The sequence below is a fragment of the Lentzea sp. CA-135723 genome (genome assembly GCF_050936595.1).
In the GTDB taxonomy this organism is placed as follows: Bacteria; Actinomycetota; Actinomycetes; order Mycobacteriales; family Pseudonocardiaceae; genus Lentzea.
Genome location: NZ_JBNJMK010000001.1, coordinates 5547715 through 5574341, shown reverse-complemented (window position 1 = coordinate 5574341; position 26627 = coordinate 5547715). Strand labels below are relative to the sequence as shown.

Sequence of the window (26627 nt, the reverse complement as noted above, 5' to 3'; positions counted from 1 at the left end):
TCGTGGCACTGCTCGAAGTTCGTGACCTCTCCGTCGTGTTCCAGCGTCGTGGCGAGGAACCGTTCACCGCGGTCGACGGCGTCAGCTTCGACGTGGAGCCCGGCCAGACGGTCGGGCTCGTCGGCGAGTCGGGCTGCGGCAAGTCCGTGACCTCGCTCGCGATCATGGGTCTGCTGCCCAAGCGCGGCGCCAAGATCACCGGCACTGTCTCCTACGACGGCACGGACCTGCTGAAGCTGTCCGACAAGCAGATGCGCGACAAGCGCGGCAGCGAGCTCGGCATGGTCTTCCAGGACCCGCTGTCGTCGCTCAACCCGGTCATCCCGATCGGCCTGCAGGTCACCGAGGTGCTCGAACGGCACCGCGGCCTGGCCCGCAAGGAAGCGATGATCGAGGCCAAGGACCTGCTGGACAAGGTCGGCATCCCGGACCCGAACCGGCGGCTCAAGGAGTACCCGCACCAGCTCTCCGGCGGCATGCGGCAGCGCGCTCTCATCGCGATCGCGCTCGCGTGCCGGCCGAAGCTGCTGATCGCGGACGAGCCGACGACGGCGCTGGACGTGACCATCCAGGCCCAGATCCTCACGCTGATGAAGGAACTGGTCCAGGACCTCGGCACGGCGCTCGTGATGATCACCCACGACCTGGGTGTCGTCGCGGGCCTGTGCGACGAGGTCAACGTGCTGTACGGCGGCAAGGTCGTCGAGAAGGCGCCGCGGCACCCGCTCTTCTCGGAGCCGCGCCACCCGTACACGCACGGCCTGCTGGCCTCGATCCCGCGCCTCGACGCCGGGCGGGGCGAGAAGCTCACGCCCATCAAGGGATCCGTCGCGGACAACATCCCGTGGACGAGCGCCTGCGCGTTCGCTCCCCGGTGCCCGAACGCGCTGGACATCTGCCGTGCGGAGACACCGGCGGAGGAAGACCAGCTGGGCCGTCTGCTCCGCTGCCACAACCCGGTCGTGCCGGGAACTCCCGCCGCCGAGGAGGTGCCGGTATGAGCGAGACCCTGGTTTCCGTCCAGGACATGAAGGTGCACTTCCCGATCAAGCGGGGGGTGTTCTTCGACCGCACGGTCGGCCACGTCTACGCGGTGGACGGCGTCGACCTGGAGATCAAGCGCGGCGAGACGTACGGGCTCGTCGGCGAGTCGGGCTGCGGCAAGTCCACCCTCGGGCGGGCGATGCTGCGGCTCAACGAGCCGACCGCGGGCAAGATGGTCTTCGACGGGCAGGACTTCTCGGCGCTGAAGGGCGAGGAGCTGCGCAAGATGCGGCGCCGGATCCAGATGGTGTTCCAGGACCCGCTGTCGTCGCTCGACCCGCGTCAGTCCGTCGAGTCGATCCTGGTCGAGGGCCTGCGGGCGCACGGCCTGGACGAGGGCAAGGAGTCCACCGCCAAGAGGCTGCGCGAGCTGCTGACGGCCGTGGGCCTGCCGACGACGGCGCTGCGCAAGTACCCGCACGAGTTCTCCGGCGGTCAGCGGCAGCGCATCGGCATCGCGCGGGCGCTGGCGCTCAACCCGGACCTGATCGTCGCCGACGAGCCGGTGTCCGCGCTGGACGTGTCGGTGCAGGCCCAGGTCGTGAACCTGCTGGAGGAGCTCCAGGAGCAGTTCGGCCTGACCTACCTGGTGATCGCGCACGACCTCGCCGTCGTGAAGCACATCTCCGACCGCGTCGGCGTGATGTACCTCGGCGGCCTGGTCGAGGAGGCCACCTCCGAGGCCCTCTACGCCGAGCCGCTGCACCCGTACACGCGGGCGCTGCTGTCGGCCATCCCGGTGCCCGACCCCGTGGTCGAGGACCGGCGCGAACGGATCCTGCTCGCGGGCGACCTGCCGTCGCCCGCGAACCCGCCGAACGGCTGCCGGTTCCACACCCGGTGCCCGTGGAAGCAGGCGACGAAGTGCGACACCGAACGGCCCGTGCTGCGTGAGCTCAAGCCGGGGCACAAGGTGGCGTGCCACTACGCCGAGCAGATCCAGTCCGGCGAGATCCAGGCGCACGAGGTGAAGCCGATCCTGGTGGAGGAGGGCGACGGCCTGTCGCCCGACGTGCCACTCGTCGGACCGGCGTCGGTCACCGAGGCGCTGAACCCGTAGGAACCGTCGTGAACGATCCGGGGCCACCTTTCGAGGTGGCCCCGGTCGTTTCTCCAGGGCTTTCCGCTGTCCTCGTGCCATGGACAGTCGTGGCTCGATCCTCCTTCGCGCGGCGGAGATCGCGTCCGTCGACGGGCTCGAAGGAGTCACGATCGGGCGGCTCGCGGTCGAGCTCGGCATGAGCAAGAGCGGGGTGTTCTCGCACTTCGGCGCGAAGGAAGAGCTCCAGATCTGCACCGTGCACACGGCCGCGGAGATCTTCGCGCGCGAGGTCGTGGTGGCCGGCGGGACGTTGCTCGACCTGGCCGAGCGCTGGCTCGACTACTCGAAGCGCCGCGTGTTCCCCGGCGGCTGCTTCTTCGTCGTCACGCGGTCGGAGTTCGCCGCCAGACCTGGCCGCGTGCGGGACGCGTTGATGCTCTTCAACCTGCGCTGGGTGTCACTGCTGGAACGGCTGTCCGGCGACGCCCAGATGGCGTTCGAGGTGGACGCACTGCTGACGGCCGCGGACCGGTTCGCGGTGCTCTACGACGACGCCTCGGCGTACGAGAGAGTGCGGCTGGCGTTGCGCGCACGGATCGCCATGCCGATGGGGATGGAGATGAGCGTGGCGACGCCGAACGACAACAGCATCGCGAGCCACGCCTCGTCGACCAGCTGACCGCCGATGTACCCGACGGTCGCGGGGTAGAGGCTCCACAGCGTCGACCCCAGCGCCGCCACCGGCACGAAGCGCCGCAACGGCCACTTCAGCGCCCCCGTCAGCAACGCCCCGACGATGCCGCCCGCCGGCAGGAACCGCGCGGCGATGAGGATCGTCTCGCCCTTGGACGCGAGCTGGTCGGCCGTCCACACGACCATGGCGCGCGCCTTGGCGTTCTTGTTGACCTTGTCGAGCGCCTTCATGCCCATCCGGCGCCCTGCGGTAAAGTTGATCAAGTCGCTGACCAGGCAGCCCGCCGCGGCGACGAGCACGACGAGGTAGAGCGGCACCTCACCGGACGCGGCCAGGACACCGGCGCCGATGAGCACGGCCTCCGTCGGTGCCAACGGCACGACGGCGACCAGGAACAGCACGACGAGGCTGGCTGCGGTGCTCATGATCGGTGAACGTACGTGACCCAGGTGAACAATCCCGGCCAGGGTCTTTCTTCAGCGCGTCCACAGGATCCGGTCCACAACGGATCGAACCCGTTGTGGCTGTTCGTTCGGGCAGAGCTGGGCCCGGCGCCGCTCCTCGTGTGAGCCAGGTCATGGCCGGTGCGGTGGTCCTGTCCGCGCCCGGCCCGCCTCCATCTCGTTGACCTGCGAGTTCGGCCGCCCCTACCTTCCGAACTCAATTGGAAAGCTTCTTAACCAATCCTTCGAGCCGCCGCCCCTTGCCCAGGAGGACGAAGTGATCAGAAAACGCACCCGGACGGGTGTCGCGCTAGCGCTCCTCGCGCTGGTGGTCCCGCAGCTCGCGGGCTCCGGCACGGCGCACGCGGCCGACACCCTGCTCTCCGCGAACAAGCCCACCACCACGTCGTCCGTCGAGGCCGAGACGTTCGGCGGGGCCAACGCCGTCGACGGGGACCCCGCCACCCGGTGGGCGAGCCTCGAAGGCGTCGACCCGCAGTGGATCGCGGTCGACCTCGGCGGCGTCGCCACGATCGCCAAGGTCAAGATCAGCTGGGAGGCCGCGTACGCCTCCGAGTACAAGATCCAGACGTCGAACGACGGGTCGTCGTGGAGCACGAAGAAGACCCTGACCGGGCAGAACGGCGGCGTCGACGAGACGGCGCTGTCCGCGTCCGGCCGGTACGTGCGGATCTACGGCACCAAGCGCGGCACGACCTACGGCTACTCGATGTTCGGCCTGGAGGTCTGGGGCGCCAACCCCAACGGCGACACCACGGCGCCGACCGCACCGGCAGGGCTCGCCGCGACCGCGACCACGTCGAGCTCGGTCAGCCTGCAGTGGACGGCCGCGACCGACAACGTCGGCGTGACCGGGTACGACGTGCTGCGCAACGGCAGCGTCGTCGGCACCCCGACGGGCACCACGTTCACCGACACCGGCCTCGCGTCGGGCACGCAGTTCGCCTACACCGTCAAGGCGCGGGACGCGGCCGGCAACCTCGGCCCGGCGAGCAACGCGGTGCAGGCGACCACCAAGCCCGCCGCGCCCGGCGACACCATCACGGTCGTCGCCGCCGGTGACATCGCGTCGCTGACGAACACCGAGCACTACGAGACGGCGAAGCTGATCGAGCAGATCAAGCCGAACCACATCCTCACGGTCGGCGACAACCAGTACGACTCCGGCACGCTCGCGGAGTTCAAGGCGCACTACGACAAGTCGTGGGGCAAGTACAAGAACATCACGCACCCCGCGACGGGCAACCACGAGTGGGAGGACAACCTCAACGGTTACAAGTCCTACTTCGGCACGCAGGCGTTCCCGCAGGGGAAGCCGTACTACAGCTGGGAAGCGGGCGAGTTCCACTTCGTGTCGTTCGACTCCCAGAAGGTGTACGACACCGGCGCCGACTCGACGCAGCTCAACTGGCTCAAGGCCGACCTGGCCGCGAACACCAAGGCGTGCGTCGTCGGCTACTGGCACCACCCGCGGTTCAACTCGGGCGAGTACGGCGACAAGGCCGTGATGGCGCCGCTGTGGAACGCGTTCGCGGACGCCAAGGCCGACCTGGTGCTGAACGGTCACGACCACCACTACGAGCGGTTGAAGCCGTTGAACAAGAGCGGTTCGGTCGACGAGGCCAACGGCCTGCGCTCCGCGATCGTGGGCATCGGCGGTGACTTCCTCTACGACGAGGTCACGCCCCGCAAGGGCGTCGAGAGCTGGTTCGCGGACACCCACGGCGTCATGAAGCTCACCCTGTCCGGTCGCTCCTTCTCCTGGGAGATCATCGACACCGCGGGCAAGGTGCGCGACAAGGCCGGTCCTTTCAACTGCCGCTAGCCGTTCTTGGCTGCTGAGCCGGAGGCCGTCGTGTACATCGCAACAGCAAGACAAGCTCCAGCGGCGGGTGGCACCGGCAGGATCGCGGGCAACGTGCTCGCGCTGGGCGCGGTATCGCTGCTCACGGACGTCTCGTCCGAGATGGTCACCGCCATCCTGCCGCTCTACCTCGTGCTGGGGCTGGGGTTCTCCCCACTGCAGTTCGGTCTGCTCGACGGCATCTACACCGGTGTGACGGCACTCGTTCGCGTTGCCGGCGGTCACGCTGCGGACCGCTGGCAACGGCGCAAGTTCGTGGCCGGACTCGGGTACGGGATCTCGGCGCTGGGCAAGCTAGGCCTGCTCGCCGCCGGGACCTCGGCCACCGCGATGGGGCTCGTGCTGGCCGGGGACCGGACCGGCAAGGGCTTGCGCACCGCGCCGAGGGACGCGCTGATCACGTTGAGCAGCGAGCCCTCGGCGCTCGGACGGGCCTTCGGTGTCCACCGCGCGATGGACACCGTGGGCGCGTTCCTCGGCCCGCTGGTGGCGTTCTGCCTCCTGTGGACGTTGCCTGCCCGCTACGACGTGGTGTTCGTGGTGAGCTTCTGCTTTGCCGCTGTTGGGTTTCTGGTCCTGGTGCTGTTCGTGCGGGATCACCGGGACGTGCTGCCACGCGTCGCGGTGTCGTTGCGATCGGCGTTCGGACTGCTGCGGTCCAGGCCGTTCCGGCGGGTCTGCCTGGTCGCGTGCGGGCTCGGCTTCCTGACCTTGGGCGACGGGTTCGTCTACCTGTTGCTGCAGAAGAAGCTGGACGTCGAGGTCGCGTACATCGCCCTGCTGCCCCTCGGCACGGCCGGCGTGTACCTGCTCGCCGCCGTGCCGCTCGGGTCGCTCGCCGACCGGGTCGGGCGGTTCCGGGTGTTCGTGTTCGGGCACGTGGCGCTCGCCGGCGCGTACGTGTTGTTGGTCGGTGCGTCCGGGATTTCGTTGCTCGTAGGGGTTCTGGTGCTGCACGGGTTGTTCTACGCGTGCACCGACGGAGTGCTGATGGCTGTGGCCGGGCCGATGATCCCCGACGAGCTGCGCACGTCCGGTCTGGCCCTGCTGCAGACCGGGCAGGTGCTGGCCCGTGCCGCTTCTTCCGTGCTGTTCGGTGCTCTGTGGACGTGGTTCGCGTGGTGAGGATCCTGATCGTCGTCGTGGCCGTGCTCGCGTTGGGTGCCGGTGCCACCGCCTACGCGTTGCGGACGCCGGACGTCGTCTCCGTCGCGGTGGAGGAGGGACCGGTCGAACTGGAGTCCGGGCGGCTGGTGTTCGTGGACGAGGTGAGCGGGAAGGTGGCTTCGGTGCCGCTGACCGCGCCGGGTGGGCCGCGACGGGTGAGTTCGTTGTCCTGCAAGCGCTTCTTCACGGCGGCGGGCGAGGGGCTGTGCCTCGCGGACGGCTCCGGCCCGTTGCCCGGCTCGTCGGCGGTGTTCGTCGACCGGGCGCTGAACGAGCGCAAGCGCATGGCCGTGGCGGGCGTGCCGAACCGGGCGAAGCTGTCGGCGGACGGGCGGATGGCGTCGTGGACGACGTTCGTCACCGGCGACTCGTACGCGCAGGCCGGGACGTTCTCGACGCGCACCGGCATCTACGACCAGGAGACCGAGGTCTACTCCAGCAACGTCGAGGGCACCCGCGTCGAGGGCATGAAGACGACCAACGACATGAACTGGTGGGGCGTCACGTTCACCCCCGACGACCGCACCTACTACGCGACGCTCAGCACCGGCGGCAAGACGTACCTGGTGCAGGGCGACGCGACGGACGAGTCCGCGAAACCGGTGCGGGAGAACGCCGAATGCCCGTCGCTGTCACCGGACGGCAAGCGCCTGGCGTTCAAGAAGCGCGTGCCCGGCGACGGCGCGCGGCCGTGGCGCCAGCACGTGCTGGACCTGACCACGATGGTGGAGACACCGCTGGCCGAGACCCGCGGGATCGACGACCAGGTCGTGTGGCTCGACAACGACACCATCGCCTACGGCCTGCCGGGAGAGGGCATCTGGGCCGTGCAGGCGAACGGGGAGGGCGCGCCGCGGCTGTTGGTGCCGCACGCGTCCTCCCCGTCCGTCGTCTCCTAGCGGTTGGCGCGGTTGATCGCCGACACGATCGCGCGGAACGACGCGGCGACCGTGGACGAGTCGATGCCCACGCCCCACAGCACCCGGTCGCCCACCGCGCACTCGAGGTAGGCGGCCGCGCGGGCGTCGTCACCGGCGGACAGCGCGTGCTCGGCGTAGTCCAGCACCCGCACGTCGTACCCGACGGACGCGAGCGCGTCCACGAACGCCGCGATGGGACCGTTGCCCGATCCCGTGATCTCCTGCTGGTCGCCGTCGATCAGCAGGGTCGCGGTGATCTCCTCGTGCCCGCTGCCGTCCGACGTGGCCTTGTGCTTGAGCAGGTACATCGGCACCCGGCCGTGCAGGTACTCCTCCGCGAAGGCGTCCCACATCTCCTTCGGGTTGATCTCGCCGCCCTGCGTGTCGGTGACCTCCTGGATCACCTTCGAGAACTCGATCTGCAGGCGCCGCGGCAGGTCCAGGTGGTGCTCCTGCTTCATCAGGTACGCCACGCCGCCCTTGCCGGACTGCGAGTTGACCCGGATGACGGCCTCGTAGTTGCGGCCGACGTCCTTGGGGTCGATCGGCAGGTACGGCACTTCCCACTGGAAGTCGTCGACGTGCGTCCCTGCCTCCTTGGCGTCGGCCTCCAACGCCTCGAAGCCCTTTTTGATGGCGTCCTGGTGGCTGCCCGAGAACGCCGTGAAGACCAGGTCACCGCCGTACGGGTGCCGTTCGGGCACCGGCAGCTGGTTGCAGTACTCGACCGTGCGGCGCACCTCGTCGATGTCGCTGAAGTCGATCTGCGGGTCGATGCCCTGGCTGAACATGTTCATGGCCAGCGTCACCAGGCACACGTTGCCGGTCCGCTCGCCGTTGCCGAACAGGCAGCCCTCGATCCGGTCGGCGCCGGCCAGGTAGCCGAGCTCGGCCGCCGCGACGCCGGTGCCCCGGTCGTTGTGGGGGTGCAGGCTCAGGATGATGGCCTCGCGGTTGGCGAGGTTGCGCGACATCCACTCGATGGAGTCCGCGTAGACGTTCGGCGTGGCCATCTCGACCGTCGCCGGCAGGTTGATGATCAGCGGCTTCTCCGGCGTGGGCGCGATGATCTCCTGCACCGCGTTGCACACCTCGAGCGCGTAGCTCAGTTCGGTGCCCGTGTACGACTCCGGCGAGTACTCGTACCGGAAGTCCGTCTCGGGGTAGTCCTTCTCGATGCTCTTGGCGAACTTCGCGGCGTCCGTGGCGATCTTCTTGATGCCGTCGCGGTCGGAGCGGAACACCACTCGCCGTTGCAGGACCGACGTCGAGTTGTAGAAGTGCACGATCGCCTTGCCGGCCCCGCGCAGCGACTCGAACGTCCGCGCGATCAGCTCCTCGCGGCACTGCGTCAGCACCTGGATCGTCACGTCGTCCGGGATCGCCCCGTCCTCGATGATCTCCCGGACGAAGTCGAAGTCCGTCTGGCTGGCCGCCGGGAACCCGACCTCGATCTCCTTGAAGCCCATCCGCACCAGCAGGTCGAACATCTTCCGCTTGCGGGCGGGCGACATCGGGTCGATCAGCGCCTGGTTGCCGTCCCGCAGGTCGACCGCGCACCACAGCGGCGCGGTGTCGGCCCGCTTGGTGGGCCAGGTGCGGTCAGGCAGGTCGACGACCTCTACTACCTCGTGGAACGGCCGGTACCGGTGGAACGGCATGCTGCTGCCCAGTTGGCGGTTCCACGACTGCTGCTCCTCCGGCGCCTTGCGGGAGGGCTTGCGAATCCGACTCGAGCCGGAGCTGTAGGCGTCCGGCGAATCGGGGCTGACGGTGGTGAAGGCCTCGTTGGAGGTCATGGTCCTCGTACTCCTGCGGGTCGTCGCTGGGGAACGACCGGCGGCAACGCTGAGTCCCGCGACGGGGGGCCGGTCTGATCAGACCCCGTCACGGCAGCGAAGCAGGAGGGAACGCCACACGCCGGACAGCCTAGCCACAGTCCCGCCTTCGATGGAACTCGACGACCGGATCGTGGGACATCTCGCGGGGGCGCGCCCGTTTTGTCCGAGGTCTCCGGAAGAGTCCGTCGCACGGCGGATCCGCGTTGCTCCAACCGGCCTCACCTGCGCAAAGCAAGTCAACTTGCAAGTTTTGGGTTGCACGAAGCCGGGAATTGAACAGCCATGTCCAGATTACGTACCACCAGTGGCCGCGGCACGGCTTCCCGCGTGATCAGCGGCATCGGCGCGCTCTTCGCCTTCATCGAGGTGCTCTACATCTTGATGATCATTCTCGGAGCCAACCAGGGCAACGCGTTCTTCAAGTTCATCCAGTCCCTGGCCGAGCCCCTCGCCCTGTTCTTCCCCGGTCTCTTCAACACCGGCAACTACAACCTCGACGTCTTCCTGAACTACGGCCTCGCCGCCGTGTTCTGGCTGATCGTCACGGGTCTGCTGGCACGCGCGGTGTCGCGCTACTGAGTTCGTCGCGCAGCGACCTACTGGGTAGTAGATTCCGGCGGTATGCGGACGCGTGCGGTCGGGATAGCCGCCGGAATCATCAGCTGGGTCGGCCTCGCGCTGGCGGTCGTGCTCGTCGTCCACGTCGTGCTCACCGTCGGCGGGGCCAACCCCGACAACCCCATCACCACCACGATCAGATCCCTCGCCGAGCCGATCTCGCTCGCCTTCAAAGACCTGTTCAACCCGCAGGACGCCAAGTTGCGAGTGATCGTCAACTTCGGCCTCGCCGCGCTTTTCTGGCTCGGCGTTCGAGCGATCGTCCTTAAGCTCGTTAGGCGCCTGAACTAGGTTCCAACACATGGCGCGTGACGACTTTTGCAACAGCTGTGGTGCCCCGTACGCCGACACGGCCGCGTACCCGCGCGCGTGCGGTCGATGTGGGCACATGGTCTGGGCGAACCCATCGCCCGTCGTAGTCCTGTTGGTGCCGGTCAAGGACGGGCATCGGACGGGGCTGCTCACGGTCCGCAGGGCCATTCCGCCGGTCGGTGAGCTGGCGTTCGTCAGCGGGTTCATGGACCGCGGCGAGTCGTGGCAGCAGAGTGCCGTGCGGGAGCTCGAAGAAGAGGCGGGCGTGCGGATTCCGCCCGACGACCTGCGGCCGTTGCACTTCGTGTCGACGCCGGACGGGGGAACGGTGCTGATGTTCGCCACCGCGCCCGCCATCAACGCCGAGGACATGCCGCCGTTCGTGCCCAACGACGAGGCGTCCGAGCGGACGATCATCTTCGACTGCGTGCCGTTGGCGTTCCCGCTGCACAACGAGGTCGCGACGAAGTACTTCTCAACCGAGCTGTGACTGGCCCCAGGTGCCGGTGAAGACGGTCTCGGACAACGGCAGGCGCGTGCGTTCGCGCTGCTCGCGGGCCTGAAGGTCCTCCGGCAGGTCGGACAGCGCTCCCGCGCGCCCCAACGCCATCGCCACCAGGGCGCGGGCGTTGCCGGGCAGCCCGAAGACCGAGTGCGCCGCGGCCTTGTCGAAGCCGCCCATCATGTGCGCGATCAGCCCGAGGTCGACGGCCTGCAACGCGATGTTCTCCATCGCGAGCCCGAGGCCGAACTCGACGTTGGGGATGTCGCCGCGGTCGTCGGTGGTGACCACGCACCCGATCAGCAGCACCGAAGCCCGGAACGCCCACGTCTTGTTGCCGCGCGTCAACGTCTCGAAGATCGCGTCGAACGTGGCGGAACCCCGGTGCCCGACGACGAACCGCGCCGGTTGGGTGTTGCCGTGCGAAGGCGCCCACCGGGCAGCCTCCAGCAGCACCCGCAGGTCAGCGTCGGAGATCGTGGCGGCACCGTCGAAGGCGCGCGGGCTGCGCCGCGCGGAGATCAGCTCGTTCATCAGATCGCATACTGCCAAACGGCGAGCGAGTAAGCCCCGAACCAGGCGCTGAACAGGGTCGCCATGCCCAGCACCGACAGCACCGTCGAAGGCCGGCGACGCGCCAGCACCAACGCCGGCGGCAACAACAACGTGAACGCCGGCAGCAGCAACCGGGCCTTGGAGTTCATCAGGCCGTTCGAGCCGATGTCCATCACGAGCACACCGAGCCCGTAGACGATCAACGGCCACTCGAGCCGTCGCCGCCACGCGTAGAACACCAGCACGATCGCCAGCGCCAGCAACCAGACGGTCCCGGTCTCCAGCACGGACCGCGGGTTGCCCAGGTGGTCGAAGGCGAACTCCCAGGTGGCCGCGCCGCCGTCGAACTTCGAGCCCCACCCGCGCTGCTGCACGCCGAACCAGCCCATGACGTCACCGGTCTGCACGCCGACCCACGCGAGGTAGCCCAGCAGACCCAGCGGGGCCAGGAAACCGCCCACCCACGCACGCCAGTCGCGCTTGTCGGCGAGGACCGCGACCAGCGCGGCCAGCCCGACCGCGACGATCAACGCGGCCGCCGTGGGCCTCACGAGACCGGCGGCCGCGCAGCACACCCCGGCGAGGATCCAGCGCTTCTTGACCACGCCCACCAGCGCCCACACCGCGAACGCGCAGAACGTCGCCTCGGAGTAGGTCATCGACAGCACCACGGCCATCGGCGACGCCGCGAACAACGTCACCAGGATCAACCCGGTGCGCGTGGACCCGTCCCGCACGATCCGGCCGAGCACGAACAGCCCGTAGGCGCAGAACACCCCGCTGATCAGGCTGACCGCGAACGCGGCGCCGACCACGTCCACGCCGGGCAGCCCGTCGACCCAGCGGATCAACGCCGGGTAGCCGGGGAAGAACGCCAGTGGCGTCTCGGCGGTGCGGCGGCCGAACGCGTCATAAGGCGGCGCGGGCACGCCGTGGTAGCCGCCGGCGGCGATGCCGAGGAACCAGTCGCCGTCCCACGACTTCAGGTTGCCGATGGACGTGTCGGTCTTGCCGGTCAGCCTGTTCTGGTACTCGACGACGAGCTGCAGCACGAAGAGCCCGACCTGCCGGACGAACAGGTAGATCAGCGCGGGAGCCGTCCACAGGGCCGCCGGGTGTCTGAGCGCGTCGGCCATCCGCGAGCGCGCACTGCTCTCATGCACGGCTGCTGGGGCCTCCACGACATCGACACCTGACGACACCCGGACAGAGTAGTCACGCGCATCACGGCTCCAGAGTCTCACCAGGTGGTCCGGGTAGGCTGCCTTCGACGTGGGGTTTTAGTCGCGCGAAGGAGGTCAGGTCGGTGGCGCTCGTCGTCCAGAAGTACGGCGGTTCATCGGTGGGAAGCGCCGAGCGGATCAAACGTGTGGCCGAGCGGATCGTCGCGACCAAGAAAGCGGGCAACGACGTCGCCGTCGTGGTGTCCGCCATGGGTGACACGACTGATGAGCTGCTCGATCTCGCCCGCCAGGTCTCGCCGGTGCCGCCAGCACGTGAGCTCGACATGCTCCTCACCTCGGGTGAGCGCATCTCCATGTCGCTGCTCGCGATGGCGATCAACTCACTCGGTGCCGAAGCGCGCTCGTACACGGGCTCGCAGGCAGGCGTGATCACGACCTCGGCGCACGGCAAAGCCCGGATCATCGACGTGACTCCCAGCCGGATCCAGGACGCGATGGCCGAGGGGGCCATCGTGATCGTCGCCGGCTTCCAGGGCGTGTCCCAGGACTCGAAGGAGATCACCACGCTCGGCCGCGGCGGCAGCGACACCACCGCGGTGGCGCTCGCGGCGGCGACGAAGGCCGACGTGTGCGAGATCTACACCGACGTGGACGGCGTCTACACGGCCGACCCGCGCATCGTGCCGAACGCGAAGAAGCTCGACACGATCACCTACGAGGAAATGCTCGAGATGGCCGCCTGTGGCGCCAAGGTGCTGATGCTCCGCTGCGTGGAGTACGCCCGGCGCTACAACGTCCCCGTGCACGTCCGTTCGTCGTTCAGCAACAAGACCGGAACCATCGTGTCCGGTTCAGTGGAGGACCTTCCCGTGGAACAGGCGATGATCACCGGCGTCGCGCACGACCGGTCCGAGGCCAAAATCACCGTGACGGCAGTTCCGGACCACCCCGGCATCGCGGCCAAGATCTTCCGCGTCGTCGCGCAGGCGGAGCTCGACATCGACATGGTCGTGCAGAACGTGTCCCAGGCGGCGTCCGGCCGCACGGACATCACATTCACGCTGTCCAAGGACGACGGCCCCCGCGCGGTGGCCGCCCTGGAGAAGTCCCGCGGTGAGATCGGGTTCGACCAGGTCCTCTACGACGAGCACGTCGGCAAGGTGTCGCTGATCGGCGCGGGCATGCGTTCGCACCCCGGCGTCACGGCGACGTTCTGCGAGGCGCTGGCCACGGCCGGCGTCAACATCGACATCATCTCCACCTCGGAGATCCGCATCTCGGTCATCTGCCGCGACACCCAGCTCGACGACGCCGTCCGTGCCCTGCACGACGCGTTCGACCTGGGCACCGACGAAGAGGCCGTCGTTTACGCAGGGACCGGACGATGACCGCGCCTGTGCTCGCGCTGGTCGGCGCGACCGGTGCCGTCGGCACCGTGATGATCGACATCATGAACACCCGCTCCGACTTCCCGTGGGGCGAGGTGCGGCTGATCGCGTCGGCGCGGTCGGCGGGCAAGAAGATCAACGTGCGGGGCCAGGACCTCACCGTCATCGCGCTCTCGCCAGAGGCGTTCGACGGCGTGGACATCGCGATGTTCGACGTGCCGGACGAGATCAGCGCCGAGTGGGCGCCGATCGCCGCCGAGCGCGGCGCGATCGCGATCGACAACTCCGGCGCGTTCCGGATGGACGCCGACGTGCCGCTGGTCGTGCCCGAGGTCAACGCGGACCAGATCGACAACCGGCCGCGCGGCATCATCGCGAACCCGAACTGCACGACGCTGTCGATGATGGCGGCGCTCGGTGCCCTGCACCGCGAGTTCGAGCTCAAGGAACTGGTCGTCGCCTCCTACCAGGCCGCTTCCGGCGCCGGCCAGTCCGGCATCGACCGCCTGTACGCCGAGATCGCGGCCCTCGCGGGCAAGGAAGCGGGCGTCACGGCGGGCGACGTGGCCGAGGTGCTGGCCGCCGCCGGTCTGTCCGCGGAGGACTCGCCGTTCCCCGCTCCGCTGGCGCTGAACGTGGTGCCGTGGGCCGGTTCGCTCAAGGACGACGGCTGGTCGTCGGAGGAGCTGAAGGTCCGCAACGAGGCCCGCAAGATCCTCGGCATCGCGGACCTGAAGGTGTCCGCGACGTGCGTGCGCGTCCCGGTGGTCACCACGCACTCGCTGTCGGTCCACGCGACGTTCGCGCGCGAGGTCACGGTCGAGGCCGCTCACAAGATCTTCGAGGAGCAGCCGACCATCGTCCTGATCGACGACCCGGCGGCGAAGAAGTTCCCGACGCCGGCCGACGTCGTGGGCGGCGACCCGACATACGTGGGCCGCGTTCGCCAGGCGCTGGACTTCCCGAACACGCTGGACTTCTTCGTGTGCGGTGACAACCTGCGCAAGGGTGCGGCGCTCAACACCTACGAGGTCGCGGAAGAGCTCGCGAAGCGCCTCTGAGTTCCGTCCAGATACTCCCGTCGTGCCCCAGGCGCGGCGGGAGTTTTCGTTTCCGCGATGCCTTAGGCGATCTTTCGCAAGGACCTCCCTTGTCGAGTTCGGATCGCGTTCGCGATGCGGCAAAACGGATGAGGTGCACCACATCGCGGCTGAGTCGTGGTTCTCCTCGTGCTCGCGAAGTACTGCTTCGGCGAGAACATCGCGGTCAGTTCTAGCGTTGCGAAGTTCGGACAGCATGCAGTGCCATTCCGCAGCGCTCTCCTCTGAGTCCATCGTGTGCTCCAAGCCCTGCTGTTCGCAGATCGGTAGGGCGTTCGGCCTGCATCAAGTGTTAGGCCTGGTGCTGGGCCGTTGAAAAGCTGGTTTGTGGCGGACTGCATTTGTCATCGATGGGTGCATGCTGGTTAAAGCTTGGCTTTTTGTGGTTAGTCTCAGCCTTCACTGGGCTTCCCTGGTCTAAGATGGTCGGGGAAGGAGGTAGGGATGCCGCGTCATCTGACCATGCCTTCTCTGATCGAGCTGCCTGCCGGCCCACGTCGTGACTTCGCTGAGCTGCTCTTCAGGTACGTGCGCTTGGCTGACAGGCCCACGCTGCAGCAGATCAGCGAAAGGATCATCGAACGTGATGACCTTCCGGGTACTGCCAGTAAAGAGACTGTGCGGCTGATGCTCAGGGGAAAGACGGTTCCGCCTCGTTGGCAGAATGCCTACTCGGTGTTTCTCGTCCTCTGCGATCTTTCTGGCGTTGATCCTGATTCTCGTGACCATCTCGCCAGCCAGGGGACGCGGGACTATTCGCGCGTTGGCTACTTCAAAATGTGCTGGAACAGGGCGCTTGATGCGCCTCCCAGTGACCCGTGGGGAGAGCCCCCGTTCTAGTCCTGGTTGCCGTAGGTACACGGCGGCACGTCGCCGCCGGGCCCAGGTAGGGTCTGGCGGCGATGGGGGACATTGAGTGGATCAGGCCGCCCCGCCTCTCGCAGGTCGTGGCCGCCTACCAGGGTTTCGCTTTCGGCGCGGGTGTCCGAACAGGACTCGTCGGCCAGCTGGTCGCGTGTTCGGCGGAGGACCCGGCAGCGGCGTTGGCGCGGTGGGCAGGCGAGCCCGGCGTGCAGCCCGACCTGGTGTCGCGGCAGGGCGCCCGTGACATCGGCAAGAACAGCTACCGCGGCAAGATCACGTCACAGGGTCCCGGCGCGTTGATCTGGGCGTTGCCCGCCGCCGTCGCCCGGCTAGACGAGGACAGGATCCGCGAGCTCGTCGCCCTCACCCACGGCCCCGGCTCACCGGCCGTCGACGCCGTGATCATGTTGGCCGCGCACCTCTTCACGACCGACGAGCTCGACCCGCCGGACGCCGACCCGTTCACGGCCGCCGGGGCGTTGGCGCAGGCTGTGCGCGGCGAAGGGCGTGGCGTCGCACGGGCCGTCGCGGGCGCGTTGGAAGGCGGGCCCGAGCACGACGTCCGGGAGATCGCCGAAGAGCTGTACCGGAGGTCGTGGTGAACCCGCTGACGCCGATGGAACAGCTGCTGCACGACTACGAGGGCGACGTCGGAGGGTTCGGCCACCACGCCGCGCACGGCGACCTGCTGCTGCCCGGCGAGGTGCTGCTGAGCGAGTCCGACGTGCTGCGCGTCTACACCGACGAGTCACGGCTGCCCGCCGGCGTCGAGCAGTGGATCCGCCTGCCGTTGCACACGATCCTGAGCAGGCTGATCGCCTCCAAGCCGCGCCTCCACGTCAACCCGGGCGGGCCGTTCGAGGCCGAGTTCGACTTCGTGGAACTGGGCGACGCCGCCGCGCAGCACATGCGGATCTGCGGCTGCGCCGAACGGCCGTCCGCCACCCGCGAGGCCAGCCGCTGGGTCGACGACGCCGGCCGGCGCTTCTTCCTGGTGCCGCACAACAACTCCCGGCTGCGCGGCTGCCTCATCGGCGGCGCGATCGGTGACGCGCTCGGCGCGAACACCGAGAACCTGCCGATGGAGGTCGTCTACGAACGGCACGGCCCCGACGGCATCACCGACCTGCCCGAGAAGCCGGACATCACCGACGACACGCAGATGACGCTGTTCACGTTCGAGGCGGTCATCCGCGCGCACGTGCGGGAACGCATCACCGGTGAACGCGACCTCACCGGCATCACCCAGAACGCCTACCAGCGCTGGCTGCACACGCAGAAGACGCCGTGGGACTCCGCCCGCGGCCCTCACTCCACTGTGGACGAACCGGACGGCTGGCTCGTCTCGCACCGCGACCTCTTCCGCATGCGCGCGCCCGGCCTCACCTGCACGAGCGCGTTGCAGGAGTACGCGCGCACCGGCGAGCAGGCGACGATCACCAAGCCCGTCAACGACTCCAAGGGCTGCGGCGGCGCCATGCGGGTCGCCCCGGTCGCCCTGACCGACGAGGACCCGGTCGTCGTGTTCGCGCTCGCGGCGGCCAACGCGGCGCTGACCCACGGCCACCCGAGCGGCTACCTGTCGGCGGGCGTGTTCGCCGTGCTCGTCCACCAGCTGTTGCGCGGCAAGGCGTTGCTCACCGCTCTCGACGTCGCCGTCGACTCCCTGGTCCGCCGAGAGGGCCACGAGGAGGTCGTCGCCGGCATCGAGCACGCGCTGGAACTGGCCGCGACCGGCGACCCGAGCGTGGCGAAGGTCGAGGAGCTCGGCAGGGGAGGCGTCGGCGACACCGCGCTCGCCATCGCCCTGTACTCGGTGCTGGCCACCGACAACCCCAACGACGCGCTGCTCGTCTCGGTCAACCACGGCGGTGACAACGACTCCACGGCGTCGATGGCGGGCAACCTCGCCGGCGCGCTCTACGGCCTCGAGGAACTGCGGCCCGACTGGGTCGAGCGCGTGCAGTTCCGGCCCGTCATCGACGCGATGGTGGCGGACTGGGACCTGGAGACTTCGCAAGCCGCACCCGTGGGACAAGAGTGGTTCGTCCGGTATCCGCCGTCCTAGGGTTGGGTGCATGGCGGAGAGCGACGATCAGTACGACGCGTTGGGCGCGATCTACGAACGCGCCAAGCACATCCCGACCGGCCTGGCCGAACGCGCCACGCTGCTGTCCGCGGTCGGTGAGCTGCGCGGCAGGTCGGTGCTCGACGTCGCGTGCGGCACCGGGTTCTACGCGCGGCTCTTCCACGACCTGGGAGCCACGAACGTCGTCGGCGTCGACTCGGCCGGCGAGATGATCGGCTACGCCCGGTACGTCGAGGACCGCGAACCGCGCGGCATCACCTACGCGCAGCACGACGCGACGGAACTGCCGGTGCTCGGCGAGTTCGACGTCGTCACGGCTGTGTGGCTGCTCGGCTACGCGGACGACGTGCCCGCGCTCGACGCCATGATCGCGAACCTGACCGCCAACCTCGCCCCGGACGGGCGGCTCGTCGTGCTGGTGCCGAACCCGGACGCCGACTGGGACCTGCTCGGCCAGTACGGCCGCTACGGCTACGAGGTCGTCCGCACCGGGCCGATGAACGTTAAACAGCCGGTCAGGGTGCACGTGCTGGGCGAACCGCCGTTCGACTTCGAGTCCTTCTACTGGGAGCGCGGGGTGTTCGACGGCGCGCTCGGCCGGGCCGGTCTGGACGTCGCGCGCCACCCGGCCGTGACGCCGGACGACGACCGCGGTGAGGAGTTCTGGGGGCCGCTGCGGCAGTCCCCGAGCTTCGGCGTCTTCACGGCCGTGCGAGGTGCCGCGTGATCGTCCTCGCGGTGGACCTCGGCACGACGGCGACCAAGGTCGTCGCGGTCGACGCGCAGGCGCGTGTCGTGGCCTCGACCGAACGCGCCTATCCCATGCGCACCAGCGGTCTTGAGGCCACGCACGACCCGAGGCAGGTGCTCGACGCCGCGTTCGACGCGTTGCGCGAGCTGGCCTCCGAGGACGTGCGGGCGATCGCGTTGACCGGCGCGATGCACTCGATCATGGGTCTGGACGCGTCGCTGAGCCCCGTCACGGACGCCCTGAGCTGGGCCGACAACCGTGCCGTCGAGCAGACCGAACGGCTGCGCGGCACCGCCGAGGGCCGTGAGCTGCACCAGCTGACCGGCGCGCCGATCCACTCGTTCACGCCGCTGATGAAGCTCGCCTGGTTCCACGAGAACGGCGTGCGCGCGGCGAAGTGGTGCGAGATCAAGGACTTCGTGCACCTGCACCTGACCGGGTCGTTGCTCAACGAGCACTCGTCGGGGTCCGGCACGGGCCTGATGAACGTCCACACGTTGCAGTGGCACGAGCCGTCGCTGGAGTTCGCGGGCGTCACCGCGGACCAGCTCCCGCCGTTGGCCGAGCCGACGCACTCGACGCCGTTGACCGCGGTGATTCCCGGGCTGCGGCCGGGCATTCCGGTGGTCGTCGGTGGTGGTGACGGGCCGTTGGGCAACCTCGGCGTCGGCGCGGCCACCCCCGGCGCGGGCGCGGTGTCGCTCGGCACCTCTGGAGCTCTCAGGGTCGCCCAGCAGGGACCAGGGGTCGACGAGGAAGGCCGCACGTTCAGCTACGCCATCGGCGAGGGGCTGTGGGTGCGGGGCGGGGCGATCAGCAACGGCGGGGTGGTCGCGCAGTGGGCCGCGGAGACGTTCGGCGTCCCGGTCGGCGAGCTGCTCAAGCAGGCGGAAACAGCCGACTCCGACGGGCTCGTGGCGTTGCCGTACCTACTGGGGGAGCGCGCGCCGTGGTGGGACCCGACCGCGCACGCGGCGTTGCTCGGCCTACGACGCGAACACACCCCTCCGCAGATCACCAAGGCACTGGTGGAGGGTGTGTGTCAGCAGTTGGCGCTCGTGCTGGAGGCGGTGCCGCACGTCGAGTCGTTGCGGATCACCGGCGGTGCGTTCCGCGCGCCGATCTGGGCCCAGACCTTGGCGAACACGCTCGGCATGCCGTTGCACCTCACCGAGGACAGCGGCGGGTCGGCCGTGGGCGCGGCGCTGCTGGCGTGGCGGGCGTTGGACGAGATCGAGTCGCTGACCGTTGACCTCGTGCAGCCGACGCAGACCATCACACCGGACGAGGGGCTCGTCGAGAGATATGCGAACGCACGGCCGTTCGTCGTCAAGGCCTACCGGGCGCTGGAAGAGCTGTACGGCGAATCACATCGTTAGCAAAGAAAACCTTTTGCCATCCGTATGAGGATGGCGGGGTGGACCTCGCCCCCTTCAAACACGTCCTGATGCTGCCCAGAGTCCGGCCGCTCGCCCTGCTGATGTTCTTCGCGAGGATGCCACCGGCGGCCACGGGCGTGGTCCTGACGCTGCACGTCGCGGTCACGCTGGACCGGGGGTACGGCGCGGCGGGGCTGGTCGGCGCGATGGGCACGATCGGCATGGGCATCGGCGCGCCGTTGATGGGCAGGCTCGTCGACGCGCGGGGGCTGCGGTCGATGCTGGGGCTGAGCGTCACGGCCTCGGCGGCGTTCTGGCTGGTCGCGCCGCTGATGGGCTACTGGACGCTGCTCGTGTCGTCGTTCCTGGTGGGACTCCTGGGCGTGCCGATGATGTCGATCGGCCGTCAGGTGATCACCGCGCTGGTGCCGGAGAGCAAGCGGCGGGTCGCGTTGTCGGTGGACTCGATCTCGGTCGAGCTGTCGTTCATGGGCGGGCCGGCGCTCGGCGTGTTCGTCGCGACGAAGTTCTCCACGAACGCCGCGCTGCTGTTCATCGGCGTCTCGATCCTGGTCGCCGGAGTGCTGCTGTACTGGGCGAACCCGCCGATGGTGCACGAGGACGACGTCGTCGACGGCCCGCAGCCCCGGCTGTTCGAGTGGCTGCGCGGACGGCTCGTCGGTGTGCTGGTCGTGTGTGTGGGCGCGACCGTCTGCCTCGGTGGCATGGAGGTCTCGGCGATCGCGTCGCTGGAGCACATCGGCAAGCAGAGCTGGCTCGGCGCGGTGTTCTTCGCGATGTGCGCGGCGTCGATCGTGGGCGGGCTGGTGTACGGCGGCGTGAAGCGGGTGCCGAGCGTTCTCGTGCTGTTGGCGCTCATGGCGGCGTTGGAGATCCCGGTCGGACTCGGTGACGGCAACGTGCTGCTGCTGTGCCTGCTCCTCGTGCCGATGAACCTCATGTGCGCGCCGTTGATCGCCGCGTCCGGTGAGCACATCAGCCGTCTTGCGCCGTCCACGGCCCGAGGCCTGGCGCTCGGGTTGCAAGGGTCGGCGTTCACCGTGGGCAGCGCGATCGGCCAGCCGATCGCCGGCGTCGCGATCGACCGCGGGGGAGCACCAGCCGGGTTCGCGATCGTCGGCGTGGTCGGGCTGGTCGTCGCGGGCGTGGCGTGGCTGCTGGCGCGCAAACCGGTTGCCAGCCGGGTGACGATGTCCTCGTGAACCTGGCCCCGTTCAAGTCGGTCCTGGCGCTGCCGGGGGTTCGTCCCCTGATGCTGCTGATGCTGTTCGCCAGGATCCCCCCGACCGCGGCGGGCGTGACGGTGACGCTGCACGTCGTCACCACCCTCGACAAGGGCTACGCGGCGGCGGGCACGGTCGGGTTCGCGACCATGATCGGACTCGGCCTCGGGTCGCCGTTGATGGGCAAGCTCGTCGACACGCGCGGACTGCGGTTCGTGCTGCTGCTGAGCCTGCTCGAAGGCGCGTTCTGGGTGACGGCGCCGCTGATGGACTACTACCTGCTGCTGGTGCTGGCGTTCGCGAACGGGCTGGTCGCGGTGCCGGTGATGTCGATCGGCCGGCAGGCGTTGACGGCGATCGTGCCGGAACCCCAGCGCAGGCCCGCGTTCTCGCTCGACTCGATCTCGGTCGAGCTGTCGTTCATGGTCGGGCCCGCGGCGGGCGTGCTGATCGCGACGAAGTTCTCGACCGGCACGGCGCTGGTCATGATCGGCCTGGCGATCCTGACCGCGAGCGCCGTGTTGTTCGCCGTGAACCCCGTGCTGCTGCACGAGGACGACGTGGTGGACGGGCCGCCACCGCCGTTGCGGACGTGGCTGCGCGGACCGATGATCGCCGCGTTGATCATCCCGTTCGGTGCCACGATGGTGTTGTCCGGCATGGAGATCTCGGCGATCGCCTCGCTGGAGCGGTCAGGTCAGCAGGGCTGGCTGGGCGTGATCTTCGTGGTGATGTGCGCGGCGTCGGCACTGGGCGGGCTCGTCTACGGCAGCCTGCGACGGGTGCCCACCGGGGTGTTCCTGCTGGCCTGCATGGCGTTGCTGGAGATCCCGGTCGGGCTCGGCGACGGCAACGTGCTGCTGCTCGCGCTGGCGCTGGTGCCGATGAACCTGGCGTGCGCGCCGACGATCACCGCGTCGTCCGAGCTGATCGCCAAGAGCGCGCCCCCGACCGCTCGGGGGCTGGCACTCGGCTTGCAGGGATCCGCGTTCACGTTCGGCGTCGCCGCAGGTCAGCCGCTCGCCGGGCTCGCAGTGGACCACAGCGGCCCGCCACTCGGATTCCTGGTGGCAGGCCTGGCCGGGCTCGTGATCGCTCTCGTCGGCTGGGCGCTGTCGCGGCAGCGTCAGGCGGTCTCCTCGACGTCCTGAGCGGAGTTGGCCAGCGCGAAGCCCGTCCGCAGCGCGCCGACCGCCTCGGACACGGCCTCGCGGAAGATCCCGCCGACGCCGAGCACGTTCGCGAAGCCGTGGAAGAGGCCCTCGTGCCGGCGCAGCACGACCGGCACGCCCTCGGCGGCCAGCCGTTCCGCGAAGGCCTCGCCCTCGTCGCGCAACGGGTCGTAGCCGGCGGTCGCGATGTAGGTCGGGGGCATCTTCGACAGGTCGTCGGCGAGCATGATCGACAGACGCGGGTCGTGCCGGTCCTTGCCGCCCTCGGTGTACTGGTCGAGGAACCAGTCCATCTTCTCGTCGGTGAGGAAGAAGCCGTTGCCGAAGATCTCGCGCGACCGGCGGCGCACCGACGCGTCCACACCGGGGTAGAGCAGCAGCAGGAACGCGAGGTCGATCTCCGCGCCGTGGGCCGCGACCGCCGCGAGGTTGCCGCCCGCGCTGTCACCGCCGAGCGCGATCCGGCGCGGGTCGATGCCCAGGTCCTCGGCCTTCGCGACGGCGTAGCGCAGCACCTCGGCGGCGTCGTCGGCCGCGGCGGGGAACCGTGCCTCGGGGGCGAGCCGGTAGTCGGCCGCGAGCACCCGGACGTTCGCCTCCTTGGCGAGGAAGCGGCACAGGTTGTCGTGGCTGTCGAGGCTTCCGGTCACCCAGCCGCCACCGTGGTAGAAGATCAACAACGGCGAGCCCTTCTCGAGCCCGGCCGGCGTGTAGAGGCGTCCGGCGAACTCACCGATCGTCAGCTCGCGCGCGACGACCCCGGTGATCCGCGGACCGGAGACGAGCTTCGAACTCAACTCCAGGTCTAGGCGGCTCTCGGATGCTGTCTTCGTGCGCCAGTCCGTCCCGGACAGCTGCTGGAGCCTGAGCAACAGCTGCGCCTCGGGGTGCAGGTCCTGACCGTCCAGGCGGATCGGGGTACCGGCGATGAGGCGGCGCACAGGGCCGGGGAGACCGAACGCGAAGCGCAGTGCGCCGGCCAGCACGGCTGCCTGGAAGTTCGACATGTGTTGCACGTTACTCGCCAGTAGCGCTGGATCTCCAGTTATCTGGAGGTGGAAGGATCGTTGTCATGACGGTGACGGTGGTGGGCATCGGGGGCTCGATCAGGAACGACTCGCAGTCCGAGAGGGCGTTGCGGGTTGCTCTGGAGGGCGCTCGGGAACTGGGTGCCCAGACGATCCAGTACAGCGGGCCTGACCTGGTGCTCCCCTTCTACGACCCGTCCGTGCCGGACCGCACGGATGTGGCCCTGCGGATGGTCGAGGACCTGCGCCGCTGCGACGGAGTGATCGTCGTGTCGCCCGGCTACCACGGCACCGTGTCCGGCCTGGTGAAGAACGCCCTGGACTACATCGAGGACCTCCGCGACGACGACCGCCCGTACCTCGACGGGCGCGCCGTGGGCACCATCACCGCCGCGTACGGCTGGCAGGCCGCGGTGAACACCCTCTCCGCCGTCCGCTCGATCGTGCACGCGCTGCGCGGCTGGCCCACGCCGCTGGGCTCCGCGATCAACTCCGCGCAGGTCAAGTTCGACGGCGACGGCGCCTGCTCGGACGCCGACGTCGACCGCAACCTGCGCACCATCGGCCGCCAGGTCGCCGAGTTCGCGCTGCGCCGTCCCATCTCGGACGTGAACTGAGTCACCTTCGGGCATTTAAGTCGTGCACGATGCGTTCTCCCTGAGTGAAAGGCTCTTAGTTCACTGACTCAAGGGAGAGCGGAATGGAAGCGCTGTACACGGCTCAGGCAACTGCTTACGGCGAAGGCCGCAACGGCGAGGTGCGTTCATCCGATGGTGTGATCGACGAGATCCTGTCGGTCCCGAAGGAGATGGGCGGCCCCGGCGGCGACCACACCAACCCTGAGCAGCTGTTCGCGGCCGGGTACTCGGCGTGCTTCAACTCCGCCATCGCAGCCGTCGCGCGCGCCGGGAAGATTCAGATCGCTTCTTCTGAGGTAACCGCCAAGGTGAGTATCGGATCCAACGGCGCGGGCGGCTTCCAGCTGGCCGCCGAGCTCGCCGTGAACATCCCGGGACTCGACCAGGCGGTCGCGGAGAAGCTCGTCGAGCAGGCCCACCAGGTCTGCCCGTACTCGAACGCGACGCGCGGCAACATCGAGGTGGCGCTCACCGTCACCGTCTGAGAGACGACACCGGCGCCACGGTTCCGCGCGACGCCGGGTCACCGTCCGAGGAGGCGCGTTTCACCATGGCCAAGAACCCGATCACCAGCCCGCTGGCCGACGCCGACCGCGACGCAGTCGGCAAGATCCTGCAGGCGACCCTGGTCGACCTCGTCGACCTCTCCCTGATCGGGAAGCAGGCGCACTGGAACGTGATCGGCAAGAACTTCCGCAGCGTCCACCTCCAGCTGGACGAGCTCGTGGTGCTCGCCCGCAACGCCGCCGACCAGGTGGCGGAGCGGGCGGCAGCCCTCGGCGTCACGCCGAACGGCAAGGCGAAGACCATCGCCGAGTCGTCCGGCGTGCCCGAGATCGAGTCGGGCTGGCTGAAGGAGGACCAGGTGGTAGCCGCCATCACGACTTCCCTGGCGTCCCTGATCTCCCGCATGCGAGCCCGCATCGACGAGACCGACAAGCCCGACCTGGTCACCCAGGACCTGCTGATCGGCATCACCCAGGACCTGGAGCAGGCGCACTGGATGTGGCAGGCCCAGTCGGCCTAGGACATCAGCAGACGGATGGCCCGTTCCTCGGTGGAACGGGCCTCGTCCACTTTCCGGGCCAGTTCGTCGTAGTCGCCACCCTGGGCGATCTCACCCCACAACGCCCCTGACGCGCGAAAATCCCGCGCGCCGGGCAGCCCAGCCTCGTCGAGGAAGTCGGCGTACAACGGCCGGGTGGCTCCGGGCGCGGTGTACTCGAGCTCCAGGCAGTCGTGCAACCGCCGCCCGACCACGGCCGGGTCGTCGGCCCACCGCTGGGCCCACCCCTTCTTCCCCTTGTCGCGCAACTGGTCCGCGAGCTTCCGCATGCCGCTGAACCCGAAGTTGACATCGAAGTTGTTGCCCAGCACCGGCCCCGTCAGGTGCTCGCACGTCATCCTGATCGCTTTGGCGACGTCGGGCTCGCCCGTGCGCTCCCCAACGCTGATCATCTCGTGCTTGCCGGCGCCCCAGCTCGCGAGGAACTCCGCCCGCTGCTGAACGTGCGTGCCGCGATTGAGCACGGTGACCTCGTCACCCTCGACCCCAAGCACGGCGACCGGGTGCTTCTCCCTGCCCAGCAGGCAGATCACCGGCCCGTCCGCAGCCCGCAGCCGCGCCTCCGCCTTGCGCGCGGACGTCGTGGACGTGACCTCGTGCGCGATCCCGGCGTGCGCGAGCGCGGTGGGGATGAACGGCGCGGGGTGGTGCCGCGCGACGATCGTCATCATCGGCGCGTGTCCCTTGTACTCGAACACGAAGTACATGAACCCGATCCCACCGGCGAGCCCGGCGAGCATCGCCTCGGACCACTCACCGTCGAGCACCTCCCGCAACAGCCAGGAGTCGTGCATCTGACCGGTGGGCCGCGCATCCTTCAGGACGTGCCGGCGGGCGGTGCTGTACGACTCGCCGGTGCGCTCCATGCGGGCGCGAACCAGGCGCTTGAACGACTTCTGCTCGGTCATGACGTGCCTCTCGCGGACGCGCAGCAGCCGTTCCCCACGCCTAGCCCTGCTCGTCCGGGCTGTGTGGACTCCGCACACGACCGACCGGTGCCGGGAGGACAGGCGTCCCCTTTGCCTCCGCGACGCCGGCCAGCGTGGGTGACCGATCAGGAGGTGAGGCGCTCGGCAGCGCCGCCTCCAGGCTACGTCGGCTCCGCGCCGTCGGAAAGTGCTCCCCCGCGCGATTCCTCATGACGCAACGCGCGATCGCCGGATTTGGTTCCCGCTCTATCCACAGGCTACCGCTAGCCTCATAGCCGCAGGTCAGGAAACCGGCGGCCTGTGGATAACTCGCGATCATGACCGAGTGTGTCGGTGTTTCCAGAGAGCGCCGGTCACCTGAGCGTGCCGGATACCTGGAGTGTGCCGGCCACCGAGAGCGCGCCAGTTCACCGGAGCGCGCCGACCATCCGAGAGCGTGCCGATCACGCGAGAGCACGTCGGATGCCTGAAGCCCGCTGACTAACGAGAGCGCGCCAGATACCTGGATGGCGCCCGCCCCCAGAGCGCGTCCAGCATCCCGGAGCGCGCCAGGTACTTGGAGAGCGCCAGAACCCCGAAGCGCACCAGCCCCCGGCGCGTGCCGGTCGCCGAGGTCGCGTCGACCACCGAGATCGCGTCGACCACCGACAGCCCGCCGGGCACCGACAGCCCGCCGGGCACCGAGAACGTGCCGACCACCGACAACCCGCCGACCATCTGAGAGCGCGCCGGTCACCCGAGAGCGCGCCCGATACCGCGGCGGCGTGCCGGT

General features: G+C 68.9%; 27 protein-coding genes and 1 pseudogene. 22 read left to right on the top strand and 6 right to left on the bottom strand.

The window, feature by feature from the left end:
- Positions 1–2 precede the first annotated feature (2 nt).
- The 3 genes from ACQEU1_RS25525 (at position 3) to ACQEU1_RS25515 (ending at position 2765) form a co-directional block, all read left to right on the top strand.
- On the top strand, positions 3–1001 hold the full coding sequence (locus ACQEU1_RS25525) for an ABC transporter ATP-binding protein (protein ID WP_433206549.1): 999 nt from the start codon (positions 3–5) through the stop codon (positions 999–1001).
- Positions 998–2104 (top strand): ABC transporter ATP-binding protein, encoded by a 1107-nt coding sequence (locus ACQEU1_RS25520; protein WP_433206546.1) that lies wholly within the window; start codon positions 998–1000, stop codon positions 2102–2104. Before ACQEU1_RS25525 ends, ACQEU1_RS25520 begins: the two co-directional genes overlap by 4 nt.
- Positions 2105–2183: 79 nt before the next feature.
- On the top strand, positions 2184–2765 hold the full coding sequence (locus ACQEU1_RS25515) for a TetR/AcrR family transcriptional regulator (protein WP_433206543.1): 582 nt from the start codon (positions 2184–2186) through the stop codon (positions 2763–2765).
- Between the two features lie 20 nt (positions 2766–2785).
- On the opposite strand, the pseudogene ACQEU1_RS25510 reads toward ACQEU1_RS25515, so the two are convergent.
- Positions 2786–3205, bottom strand: a pseudogene (locus tag ACQEU1_RS25510) (DedA family protein); the annotation flags it as partial.
- Positions 3206–3500: 295 nt separating this feature from the next.
- On the opposite strand from ACQEU1_RS25510, the gene ACQEU1_RS25505 reads away from it, so the two are divergent.
- Genes ACQEU1_RS25505 through ACQEU1_RS25495 form a run of 3 tightly spaced genes read left to right on the top strand, consistent with a single transcriptional unit; the run spans position 3501 to position 7174 of the window.
- Positions 3501–5069 (top strand): discoidin domain-containing protein, encoded by a 1569-nt coding sequence (locus ACQEU1_RS25505; protein WP_433206540.1) that lies wholly within the window; start codon positions 3501–3503, stop codon positions 5067–5069.
- 30 nt (positions 5070–5099) lie between these two features.
- Positions 5100–6233 carry an MFS transporter gene (locus ACQEU1_RS25500; protein ID WP_433206537.1) on the top strand — a complete coding sequence of 378 codons (1134 nt, stop codon included), beginning with the start codon at positions 5100–5102 and terminating at the stop codon, positions 6231–6233.
- Positions 6230–7174 (top strand): hypothetical protein, encoded by a 945-nt coding sequence (locus ACQEU1_RS25495; protein ID WP_433206534.1) that lies wholly within the window; start codon positions 6230–6232, stop codon positions 7172–7174. The genes ACQEU1_RS25500 and ACQEU1_RS25495 overlap by 4 nt, the downstream gene beginning before the upstream one ends.
- Here ACQEU1_RS25495 and leuA read toward each other — a convergent pair.
- Positions 7171–8994 (bottom strand): 2-isopropylmalate synthase, encoded by a 1824-nt coding sequence (gene leuA / locus ACQEU1_RS25490; protein WP_433206531.1) that lies wholly within the window; start codon positions 8992–8994, stop codon positions 7171–7173. The two genes, ACQEU1_RS25495 and leuA, sit on opposite strands and share 4 nt — an antisense overlap.
- 324 nt (positions 8995–9318) lie before the next feature.
- On the opposite strand from leuA, the gene ACQEU1_RS25485 reads away from it, so the two are divergent.
- The 3 genes from ACQEU1_RS25485 to ACQEU1_RS25475 are packed head-to-tail and all read left to right on the top strand — an operon-like array spanning position 9319 to position 10456.
- Complete coding sequence (locus ACQEU1_RS25485; RefSeq protein ID WP_382443223.1) at positions 9319–9615, top strand: hypothetical protein; 297 nt, start codon at positions 9319–9321, stop codon at positions 9613–9615.
- Between the two features lie 42 nt (positions 9616–9657).
- Positions 9658–9945: a hypothetical protein gene (locus ACQEU1_RS25480; protein ID WP_433206528.1), complete on the top strand. Its 288-nt coding sequence runs from the start codon at positions 9658–9660 to the stop codon at positions 9943–9945.
- A gap of 10 nt (positions 9946–9955) precedes the next feature.
- Entirely contained in the window at positions 9956–10456 is a 501-nt protein-coding gene (locus tag ACQEU1_RS25475) for an NUDIX domain-containing protein (RefSeq protein WP_382443221.1), read from the top strand.
- Here the strand turns inward: ACQEU1_RS25475 and ACQEU1_RS25470 are convergent.
- Both ACQEU1_RS25470 and ACQEU1_RS25465 read right to left on the bottom strand, forming a co-directional pair.
- Positions 10442–11002: a nitroreductase family protein gene (locus ACQEU1_RS25470; protein WP_433206524.1), complete on the bottom strand. Its 561-nt coding sequence runs from the start codon at positions 11000–11002 to the stop codon at positions 10442–10444. The genes ACQEU1_RS25475 and ACQEU1_RS25470 overlap by 15 nt on opposite strands.
- Entirely contained in the window at positions 11002–12225 is a 1224-nt protein-coding gene (locus tag ACQEU1_RS25465; RefSeq protein ID WP_433206521.1) for a hypothetical protein, read from the bottom strand. The genes ACQEU1_RS25470 and ACQEU1_RS25465 overlap by 1 nt, the downstream gene beginning before the upstream one ends.
- A 104-nt stretch (positions 12226–12329) precedes the next feature.
- On the opposite strand from ACQEU1_RS25465, the gene ACQEU1_RS25460 reads away from it, so the two are divergent.
- The 9 genes from ACQEU1_RS25460 to ACQEU1_RS25420 all read left to right on the top strand — a co-directional run bounded on the left by ACQEU1_RS25460 (position 12330) and on the right by ACQEU1_RS25420 (position 22173).
- Complete coding sequence (locus ACQEU1_RS25460) at positions 12330–13595, top strand: aspartate kinase (protein WP_382443218.1); 1266 nt, start codon at positions 12330–12332, stop codon at positions 13593–13595.
- Complete coding sequence (locus ACQEU1_RS25455) at positions 13592–14656, top strand: aspartate-semialdehyde dehydrogenase (protein ID WP_433206518.1); 1065 nt, start codon at positions 13592–13594, stop codon at positions 14654–14656. The genes ACQEU1_RS25460 and ACQEU1_RS25455 overlap by 4 nt, the downstream gene beginning before the upstream one ends.
- A gap of 483 nt (positions 14657–15139) precedes the next feature.
- Positions 15140–15535 carry a hypothetical protein gene (locus ACQEU1_RS25450; RefSeq protein ID WP_433206515.1) on the top strand — a complete coding sequence of 132 codons (396 nt, stop codon included), beginning with the start codon at positions 15140–15142 and terminating at the stop codon, positions 15533–15535.
- A 62-nt stretch (positions 15536–15597) separates the two neighbouring features.
- Complete coding sequence (locus ACQEU1_RS25445; RefSeq protein ID WP_433206512.1) at positions 15598–16161, top strand: hypothetical protein; 564 nt, start codon at positions 15598–15600, stop codon at positions 16159–16161.
- Entirely contained in the window at positions 16158–17627 is a 1470-nt protein-coding gene (locus ACQEU1_RS25440; RefSeq protein WP_433206509.1) for an ADP-ribosylglycohydrolase family protein, read from the top strand. Before ACQEU1_RS25445 ends, ACQEU1_RS25440 begins: the two co-directional genes overlap by 4 nt.
- Before the next feature lie 10 nt (positions 17628–17637).
- The gene (locus ACQEU1_RS25435; protein ID WP_433206506.1) at positions 17638–18375 is read left to right on the top strand and encodes a class I SAM-dependent methyltransferase; all 738 of its coding nucleotides are present in this window, start codon (positions 17638–17640) and stop codon (positions 18373–18375) included.
- Complete coding sequence (locus tag ACQEU1_RS25430; RefSeq protein ID WP_433206503.1) at positions 18372–19778, top strand: gluconokinase; 1407 nt, start codon at positions 18372–18374, stop codon at positions 19776–19778. Before ACQEU1_RS25435 ends, ACQEU1_RS25430 begins: the two co-directional genes overlap by 4 nt.
- 38 nt (positions 19779–19816) lie before the next feature.
- Positions 19817–21001: an MFS transporter gene (locus tag ACQEU1_RS25425; RefSeq protein WP_433206500.1), complete on the top strand. Its 1185-nt coding sequence runs from the start codon at positions 19817–19819 to the stop codon at positions 20999–21001.
- Positions 20998–22173 carry an MFS transporter gene (locus ACQEU1_RS25420; protein ID WP_433206497.1) on the top strand — a complete coding sequence of 392 codons (1176 nt, stop codon included), beginning with the start codon at positions 20998–21000 and terminating at the stop codon, positions 22171–22173. Before ACQEU1_RS25425 ends, ACQEU1_RS25420 begins: the two co-directional genes overlap by 4 nt.
- On the opposite strand, the gene ACQEU1_RS25415 is transcribed toward ACQEU1_RS25420, so the two are convergent.
- Positions 22149–23201: an alpha/beta hydrolase gene (locus ACQEU1_RS25415; RefSeq protein WP_433206494.1), complete on the bottom strand. Its 1053-nt coding sequence runs from the start codon at positions 23199–23201 to the stop codon at positions 22149–22151. The two genes, ACQEU1_RS25420 and ACQEU1_RS25415, sit on opposite strands and share 25 nt — an antisense overlap.
- A gap of 65 nt (positions 23202–23266) precedes the next feature.
- Here ACQEU1_RS25415 and ACQEU1_RS25410 point away from each other — a divergent pair, with 65 nt between their 5' ends.
- From ACQEU1_RS25410 to ACQEU1_RS25400, 3 genes are all read left to right on the top strand, one after another.
- A complete protein-coding gene (locus tag ACQEU1_RS25410; RefSeq protein WP_433206491.1) occupies positions 23267–23839 on the top strand; it encodes an NADPH-dependent FMN reductase in 573 nt (190 codons plus the stop codon).
- An 83-nt stretch (positions 23840–23922) separates the two neighbouring features.
- Complete coding sequence (locus ACQEU1_RS25405; protein ID WP_433206488.1) at positions 23923–24345, top strand: organic hydroperoxide resistance protein; 423 nt, start codon at positions 23923–23925, stop codon at positions 24343–24345.
- Between the two features lie 65 nt (positions 24346–24410).
- Positions 24411–24887, top strand: coding sequence for a Dps family protein (locus ACQEU1_RS25400; RefSeq protein WP_433206485.1), 477 nt, complete (start codon positions 24411–24413; stop codon positions 24885–24887).
- Here ACQEU1_RS25400 and ACQEU1_RS25395 read toward each other — a convergent pair.
- Complete coding sequence (locus ACQEU1_RS25395) at positions 24884–25834, bottom strand: DUF4872 domain-containing protein (protein ID WP_433206482.1); 951 nt, start codon at positions 25832–25834, stop codon at positions 24884–24886. The genes ACQEU1_RS25400 and ACQEU1_RS25395 overlap by 4 nt on opposite strands.
- Before the next feature lie 577 nt (positions 25835–26411).
- Here ACQEU1_RS25395 and ACQEU1_RS25390 point away from each other — a divergent pair.
- Entirely contained in the window at positions 26412–26576 is a 165-nt protein-coding gene (locus tag ACQEU1_RS25390; RefSeq protein ID WP_433206479.1) for a hypothetical protein, read from the top strand.
- The last annotated feature ends 51 nt before the right edge of the window (positions 26577–26627 follow it).

What these genes read in the sequence shown, in the direction of transcription:
- ACQEU1_RS25520 (WP_433206546.1), top strand. Translation starts at nt 998, where the DNA reads ATGAGCGAGACCCTGGTTTCCGTCCAGGACATGAAGGTGCACTTCCCG.
- ACQEU1_RS25410 (WP_433206491.1), top strand. Translation starts at nt 23,267, where the DNA reads ATGACGGTGACGGTGGTGGGCATCGGGGGCTCGATCAGGAACGACTCG.
- ACQEU1_RS25515 (WP_433206543.1), top strand. Translation starts at nt 2,184, where the DNA reads ATGGACAGTCGTGGCTCGATCCTCCTTCGCGCGGCGGAGATCGCGTCC.
- leuA (WP_433206531.1), bottom strand. Translation starts at nt 8,994, where the DNA reads ATGACCTCCAACGAGGCCTTCACCACCGTCAGCCCCGATTCGCCGGAC.
- ACQEU1_RS25475 (WP_382443221.1), top strand. Translation starts at nt 9,956, where the DNA reads ATGGCGCGTGACGACTTTTGCAACAGCTGTGGTGCCCCGTACGCCGAC.
- ACQEU1_RS25435 (WP_433206506.1), top strand. Translation starts at nt 17,638, where the DNA reads ATGGCGGAGAGCGACGATCAGTACGACGCGTTGGGCGCGATCTACGAA.
- ACQEU1_RS25405 (WP_433206488.1), top strand. Translation starts at nt 23,923, where the DNA reads ATGGAAGCGCTGTACACGGCTCAGGCAACTGCTTACGGCGAAGGCCGC.
- ACQEU1_RS25395 (WP_433206482.1), bottom strand. Translation starts at nt 25,834, where the DNA reads ATGACCGAGCAGAAGTCGTTCAAGCGCCTGGTTCGCGCCCGCATGGAG.
- ACQEU1_RS25445 (WP_433206512.1), top strand. Translation starts at nt 15,598, where the DNA reads ATGGGGGACATTGAGTGGATCAGGCCGCCCCGCCTCTCGCAGGTCGTG.
- ACQEU1_RS25415 (WP_433206494.1), bottom strand. Translation starts at nt 23,201, where the DNA reads ATGTCGAACTTCCAGGCAGCCGTGCTGGCCGGCGCACTGCGCTTCGCG.
- ACQEU1_RS25480 (WP_433206528.1), top strand. Translation starts at nt 9,658, where the DNA reads ATGCGGACGCGTGCGGTCGGGATAGCCGCCGGAATCATCAGCTGGGTC.
- ACQEU1_RS25450 (WP_433206515.1), top strand. Translation starts at nt 15,140, where the DNA reads ATGCCGCGTCATCTGACCATGCCTTCTCTGATCGAGCTGCCTGCCGGC.
- ACQEU1_RS25485 (WP_382443223.1), top strand. Translation starts at nt 9,319, where the DNA reads ATGTCCAGATTACGTACCACCAGTGGCCGCGGCACGGCTTCCCGCGTG.
- ACQEU1_RS25400 (WP_433206485.1), top strand. Translation starts at nt 24,411, where the DNA reads ATGGCCAAGAACCCGATCACCAGCCCGCTGGCCGACGCCGACCGCGAC.
- ACQEU1_RS25470 (WP_433206524.1), bottom strand. Translation starts at nt 11,002, where the DNA reads ATGAACGAGCTGATCTCCGCGCGGCGCAGCCCGCGCGCCTTCGACGGT.
- ACQEU1_RS25455 (WP_433206518.1), top strand. Translation starts at nt 13,592, where the DNA reads ATGACCGCGCCTGTGCTCGCGCTGGTCGGCGCGACCGGTGCCGTCGGC.